The organism is Nostoc sp. NZL (assembly GCF_015714705.1).
In the GTDB taxonomy this organism is placed as follows: domain Bacteria; phylum Cyanobacteriota; class Cyanobacteriia; order Cyanobacteriales; family Nostocaceae; genus Nostoc; species Nostoc foliaceum_A.
In genome coordinates this window covers 1-6,994 of the sequence record NZ_WBKL01000081.1, presented here as the reverse complement: position 1 = coordinate 6,994, position 6,994 = coordinate 1, and the positions used below count along the sequence as shown (strand labels likewise).

Here is a 6,994-nt window from a genome sequence, read left to right as displayed (position 1 = left end):
GGAAAATATGTTAGCTACTTTCCTGATTGAGATGTTTTTCTCAAGATGTGCTGCAACTATTTTTTCTCGTAGATCGACAGAATATGACTTCATTTAAAAGTATTTATATTTAATCTAGTGTACCTCATAATAGACGCAAGTGCTGTAATGTATAAAATTTTTCGATTTAAATAGCAAACGACTGTAACTGTGGCTCCATTCTCTGGGTGAATCTGATCTCCCGGACACAGCGGACTACCTGCTGGCAAGTAGCGATCGCCTGAACTCATCACCTTTCCATCAACATTCTTGCACTGACGCAAGGCTATTAGTTGAGATTGCCCCCATGCATTACTAGAACTTGACACAACTAGTGGTCTGTCTCATTAAATATGATCGGTAAACTCATTCTTAATTTTTCTTCCTTTGCGCCCTTTGCGTCCTTTGCGGTTCGTTTCTCAACCCTCTCAAAATTAATGGGACAGACCACTAGTCGTACTCTGGAGCGATATGGGCACTGGTAAAACCCAACTCATGCGCTGGTGGCGTGACCAAAACCCCGACGCGCGGTTCCTCAACAATGGACATCGGGTTAACTTGTTGAAAAATCTTGCCGAACGTTTGCAGACGGCGATGTATTCAGACTTGGGTTACACAGGTTTAGCCCAGGCCCAATCTCTTAGTATTACTATTGACAGCTTGCATAAGCTGAATACTCAGTCTCTCACCTACGGCTGCATATTTATAGATGAAGCCTGCCAATACCTCACCCACCTACTACACAGTAATACTTGCAAACAACACCGTGCAGCAATACTTGAAGTCCTGGAATATATAGTATACAACGCGCCACTGGTCGTCATCGCTGATGCACACATGGATGACCTGACTGTGGATTTCTTCCGCTCCATGCGACCAAAAGAGGAAGTTCCGTACATTATCAAAAACGAGTGGCGAAACGGTTCACGTACAATTTATTGGTACGAGGGGGATAATTCTAGTGCCCTAGTGGCCCAAATCTCGGCAGCGCTGATGCTTGGTGAAAAAATCATGGTTGCCAGTGACAGTAAGCGTTTTATCAAAAAACTCGACAAATCCTTTACTATCAACTACGAAGAATCTAACTCCGAAAAATCACATACACCAAAAAAATGGCGTATCTGGTCGGTTCACTCTGACAATTCTGGCAGTGATGAGAATGTAGCTTTCATCAAAGATATCACCAACGCCGTCAAAAACTTTGATGCCTTGTTCACCTCTCCCAGTCTCGGTACTGGTGTCGATATTTCTGAGTATCATTTTGACTTAGTATTTGGTGTGTTTCACGGCGTTTCCCAAACTGCTACTGAGTGCGCCCAGCAACTGTACCGTTATCGTCCAAAAGTCCCGTTTCATATTTGGGTGGCCCCACGTCCTCCCTTTGGTTACAAGGATACCAATGCTACCAAGATTAAAGAGCGCTTGCTCCAAACCAATGAAATGACCGCTTTTCTGTTGCGGATTGATCGTCAAACAGGCAAGCGGGGCGCAGAGAAAGATTGGGCGCTTGAGGCTTACTGCCAAATTCTTGGCAACCGTAACTATTCTCTAAATAATCTGCGTGATGATTTGCGATCGCTTCTCACAGAAATGGGCAATACATTTATATATGTGGGCAGTGATTCAGATCCTCAATCTCTTGAAAGTCTTAAAGCAGCAGCACAAGCTTTGGATCGTGCCCACAATTCGGCTGTTGCCAAGGCCAAGAATATTACTTTGAGCGAGTACCGTGCCCGTCAGAGCAAAGATTACCTTGACCCTAATGAAATTTTTGAATGCGAAAAATTCCGCATTTCTGATTCTTACGGCATCGAAGTAACCGAATCGCTCGTAGAAATGGATAAAGGTGGCCGCTTAATTAGAGCAATTGCTGGACTTGAGGCCATTTTAGCCCCAGCCGAAGAATCGTTTACTGACCCCAAAACTGGGCAAACTTATCCTACGCCACCAACAATTGTCACCCAAAAAGACCGCACCGAGCGCGACAATCTACCTTTGTGCATCGACTGGGGCAATTATTCGGCGCGGTGGCTGGCTAGATTTAACCTGGGACTGCATCAGATTCTCTTAAGTTTAGTGAGGGGTGAAGAATTTACTGCCTCGGATACCACCTTACTCAAGATGAGGGAGATCGCTATACATTGTGCTGCTCACATTAAAGCAATTCTTGGGTTTACTATTCCCAGTGACTGTAAGCCTATTTGGTTGCTAGGAACTTTAGTCGAGCAGCTGGGGCTAAAACTGACCTTCCGTAAGCAGGGTAAGCGGGGTCAACAGGTGAAACTTTTCTCTTTAGATAAAGAGCAATTGGAATTTGCAATGCATGTAATTGCTCATCGTGAAACGAAGCGTAATCAAAAAGAAAATCGAACCTATTATGCTGCCGAAACCCCTGCTGTGTATAGTGCAAACCCAAATCACCAGCCCGTATCCATCCCCCCCCCTTGATGCTATAGGGAACTCCCATTGCCAAGGGGAGGATACTACCGATGAGAGCAGGGGGGCAGAGGGGCAGAGGAGCAGAGGAGTTGAGGAGTTGAGGAATAAAGAAGAAATTTGTACAAGTTCTTTCCCCTCTGCCCCCCTGCCCCTCTGCTCTCTTCACTGATCGCATTACTCTACTTCATTGCGTAGAAATACTTCGCTCTGGTATTTCTCGTGGAGTTGAGGCAATTAAAGGCATTTTCAAGCGATGGCAGAGTGATTTGCGCTGGGAGACGGTACTGGAACTTGAAGCGATCGCGGCAAATGAACTGCGACTTGTCGAAGCTCAAGTTCCTGAATTTTACACCTTGCTAAGTGAAGAGGTGTTGCCTATGGAGGGGGCTGGCTAGGGAAAAAATCTTTTTGGCACTTGAAAGCTGTTTTTTGTTTCGTTTCCGGTAGCAATTTATGCCACTGGTTCCAATTTGGGCTACCTTCTCACAAGTCATGCAAAATGTCAAAACAATTCAAAAAATGGTCAAAGATCCATCAAGTTTAAAGCGCTACTGTCATTAGGTCTAGCTTTGAGATAGCGATCGGTGATGGCTAAATTGGCGTGACCCAAAGTTTCTTTCACCAGCACTGGATTAGTCCCGCGCTCAATCGCGTGAGAACCGTGGGCATGACGTAACCAGTGAGCCGAAACCAGTTCGCTTAATCCAGCTTCTTGTGCAATTGCTTTGACAATCGGGTGCAAGTTTTGACGGTCTAAATGTCCCCCCTTTTGACTTGGAAACACTGCTTGATTGGAGTGAGCCGAAGCTTTGAACTCCATTAATTCCGCCCAAAGCTTCGGCTTGATGAGAATTGTCCGATTTTTGCTGCCCTTGGCTTTACGAACATACACCTGACCACTGTCGCCACGGGGTGTCAAATCTCCCCATGTTAACTCACAAATTTCACTTGCCCGTAACCCTGCCTGATAGAGGAGTTTGATAATTAACAAATTTCTTTTGGCTGTGTACTGTCGCTTAGGAGTTTTAGCATCAGCTAAATGCTTAGAAGCTGCCCGTACCAACAATTTAATATCAGCCTCATCCAGATACCGTTCGTTGATTACATCCGGCAGTTCACCGAGTTTTAGCGCCATACCCACATTAAAAGGGAGATATCCAATTTTATGAGCGAAACTAATCAAGCTTTTAGCTGCGGCAATGTATATCCGCTTTGTACTTTGGGCATTGTCCCCAAAGTACAAAGCGTATTCTACCAAGTCTTCATAAGTCACTTTTTTGAGGGGTTTGTCCAAAAATTCCAGAAATCGCCTCGTGTACCGTCGGTAAGAGATGATAGATGACTCTGCTTTTCCTTCCAACCACAACCCAATCAACTTTGCCTCCGCCTGCGCTACTGGCAAGGAAGCGATCGCCTTTCTATGCGCTGTTATGTGGACAAGAGAGAGGGTCATTTTTATTACTCACTTAATAATCAGACACAATTGTAGTTGTGTCTGGTTTTATAGTGTCTGATTTTTATTGTCCTTTAAAATGGGCGTTTCAACTCACCCTCAAGCGACTGAAAATTTCTCGATTTTTGCGTATAGTACACCTCTAATACTGAGGAGCGTGACAAACACAATACTGTTATGCAATTGTTCAGCAGGGTATTTATTTTGAAAAACCTAAAAGTAGGTGAAAAAAATAAACTAAAAATGACTTTATAGTTAATAAATGATACAAGAGGTCAAAGAGCGTCCTCCAAAGTTTATTTACGCCGCAGTGTACTGCTTTTTAAGCGCTATCACGCCATAAAACTATAGAGTCATTTTTAGTTTATTTTTTGAGAGTGGTTTGATTGCTTTGTGTTTAACACACTTTTTTTTCTAGAACCGCAAACGGGAGCTAGAGAAGTAGTTTCTCAAGAATTGCCAAGGCACTTACCAGTAATGAAATGCCCCACCGTCGCTTACGAGACAGGGGGCGAAAAGCGTTAAAGATATAGTCACCTAGCCACAATATCCTTGATACGGTGAGGCAGCGCGCAGAAAGGGAATTTCCCCCATGAGCGACTGTTGAACATTTCTAAATTGCAATCGTCGGGTGCAAGAAAGCGCTTTCCAACCGCTGCTGCAATCGCGTATATCGCAGTTGGCCGTCAGTAGAACGCAAAGCCTTGGATATCGCTTTCTTGGAACCAACGACAATCGCTAACTGCTTGGCACAAGTTAATGCTGTGTACAACTGTTTACGAGACAACATCATATAAGGCTGCGTATAAATTGGCAGAATTACTACCGGATATTCTGAAACCTGGCTTTGATGAATGGTGAAGCTCCAGGCGAGGGCAATTTGATTTAAGTCTGCTCTGGTTCTAACGACAGTATGCTTACCATACTGCACAGTAACTTCCATCTCTTCAGGATCAATGGCCTTGATAATTCCGAAGTCGCCATTAAACAGTTCGTGATTATAATCATTAGTCAGTTGAATGATCCGATCGCCTTCTCGTAATAAATTTCCGCCACTGGTAATCTCTACTTTGTCGGGACTGGGCGGATTAATCAACTGCTGCAATACAGTATTGAGGTTACGAGTCCCAAGCAAACCCCGCGACATGGGGCAAAGCACTTGCACATCAGTAGCCCGATTGTAACCCAGGCGGGGAATCAAGTCTGTGATGATTTCGGATATTGCTTTAACACCATGTTTGGGGTGATGACCGCCGCCGTGCCACAGACACTCAGACAGGGGATTATCGGAAATCGGTTCAATTGTGGGAAACTGGCTTCGGTTAATTTGGTGAGCAGCGGTGATAATTGCGCTCTGTTGGGCTTGCCTAAATACTTTGGTCAACCGCACCACCGGAACGTGACCAGAATTAATCAAGTCAGCAAGGATTTGACCGGGACCGACAGAGGGTAACTGGTCAATGTCACCCACTAGCAGTAGTTGGGAACCGTATTGTATCGCCTTTACCAAAGAAGATGCCAGAAACAAATCAAGCATACTAGCTTCTAGCGCGACAATTGCGGTATGGGGTAAAGGGTTTTGATTATCGCGTAAGAAGCCCATTGTCTTTGGGTCAAATTCCAACAAGCAGTGTATCGTCTTGGCTTCGAGTTGTGTGATTTCACTCAGGCGTTGAGCAGTGCGTCCAGTTGGCGCAGCTAAGGCGATAGATTTGCCCATTGCTTTCCACAGAGAGACTATGGTGTGGGTGGTGAAAGTTTTACCGCAACCGGGGCCACCAGTCAGAATCATTACCCTTGAATATGCAGCCATTTCTACCGCTAGCCGTTGCTGTGGTGAAAGTTTGATTTTATGACTCTTGGTGAAGCGCTCAATCCAGGCGCGAACACGAGGCATATCTTGTGCAACTGGTTGGCAAAATCTAGATTGTATTAATTGAGCAAGATTCTGTTCGGTGTGAAAGTAGGTTGGTAGATAACATAGCAGCGTTTGGTCTTCGCTTTTCTCGCGGATTAAGTCATCCTTGAGTGCCATGTCTTTGATAATATCAACGAGGGCATCTTCTTCGGGTGTGTGATCTGCTGTAGTCAGCAGTTTGATAACATTCTCAATGAGTTTTGGCTGGGGTAAATAGCAATGCCCATCGGCAGCAGCTTCGTTCAAAACATGAATTAAACCAGCACGGTAACGGAACTGACTATCAGGCGCAACTCCTAAATTAAAGGCAATTTTATCAGTTCTCAGAAAACCAATACCGTAGATGTCAGCAGCTAACTGGTAGGGATTGCTGGTGAGAGTAGCGAGTGCTTCATCCTTGTACTGCCTGTAAATTTTGACTGCATAAGTAGTAGAAACGCCATGACTGTGGAGAAATAGCATTAAATAGATGTAAGAGATGTAAGAAAATAAAATAAAAATAAGTTGATAGCTAAATAAAGATATTTTGAATTGAAGCAGAGACTTCATATTTGGGTTATGCCATCGGCGACGGCGACCCGGACGCGAACAATCCCACAAACTATCGAGTTTGCCCCAGTACCAGCGATGAATTGTGTCGCGTACAGTCTGTGGATGCCATTTTAAGTATTGTGCGATCTTTACCACTGTCCATCCAGCGGCTGATAAGCGTAGTACAGTGGCACGACTTTGAGTTCTTGGTGGTATACCTTTTGCTTGAGTGAGTGCTAGTAGGGCTTGATCTTCTATTGGTGACATGTCAACTTTTAAAGGCGCTGGCATCTTGGTCAGGGGTAAAAATATTTACGACTAAAAGAGATTATCCCAATTTGATGTGCCATTATTCTCTCTGGACTCGTCGCTGGTAAGGAAATCACTGCTGACGACCAACATCTTGTCATCAGCGTAATATTCGTGATGGTCAAAAGAAATTTCGGTTCTTCCGGTGCTTTTATGGTGGTTACTAAATTTTAGTAAATTTTACTAACTATATTTTAATGATATTTATCCTTAAAATATAGGCTGTATAAGCATTACAGCAGTTTCACGTATACTGAAATAATCCAAATAGCATGATTTATACTATAACACAGTAAAAATTAAGGCTTTCACACAGTGTGCCGTAG

4 protein-coding genes are annotated in these 6,994 nt (G+C 44.1%); 2 read left to right on the top strand and 2 right to left on the bottom strand.

Going from position 1 to position 6,994, the window contains the following annotated elements:
- Positions 1-489: 489 nt before the first annotated feature.
- Positions 490-2,466: a plasmid replication protein, CyRepA1 family gene (locus F8R90_RS12050; protein ID WP_230966269.1), complete on the top strand. Its 1,977-nt coding sequence runs from the start codon at positions 490-492 to the stop codon at positions 2,464-2,466.
- Positions 2,467-2,723: 257 nt separating this feature from the next.
- Entirely contained in the window at positions 2,724-2,852 is a 129-nt protein-coding gene (locus F8R90_RS33430) for a hypothetical protein (RefSeq protein WP_269141758.1), read from the top strand.
- A gap of 128 nt (positions 2,853-2,980) precedes the next feature.
- Here the strand turns inward: F8R90_RS33430 and F8R90_RS12045 are convergent, their stop codons facing one another.
- Both F8R90_RS12045 and recD2 read right to left on the bottom strand, forming a co-directional pair.
- Complete coding sequence (locus F8R90_RS12045) at positions 2,981-3,910, bottom strand: tyrosine-type recombinase/integrase (protein ID WP_196510925.1); 930 nt, start codon at positions 3,908-3,910, stop codon at positions 2,981-2,983.
- A gap of 613 nt (positions 3,911-4,523) precedes the next feature.
- The gene (gene recD2, locus F8R90_RS12040) at positions 4,524-6,626 is read right to left on the bottom strand and encodes an SF1B family DNA helicase RecD2 (RefSeq protein ID WP_230966268.1); all 2,103 of its coding nucleotides are present in this window, start codon (positions 6,624-6,626) and stop codon (positions 4,524-4,526) included.
- Between the last annotated feature and the right edge of the window lie 368 nt (positions 6,627-6,994).

Bases quoted from the DNA above. Each gene is read 5' to 3' on its own strand.
- F8R90_RS12050 (WP_230966269.1), top strand. From the start codon at position 490: ATGGGCACTGGTAAAACCCAACTCATGCGCTGGTGGCGTGACCAAAAC.
- F8R90_RS12045 (WP_196510925.1), bottom strand. From the start codon at position 3,910: ATGACCCTCTCTCTTGTCCACATAACAGCGCATAGAAAGGCGATCGCT.
- recD2 (WP_230966268.1), bottom strand. From the start codon at position 6,626: ATGTCACCAATAGAAGATCAAGCCCTACTAGCACTCACTCAAGCAAAA.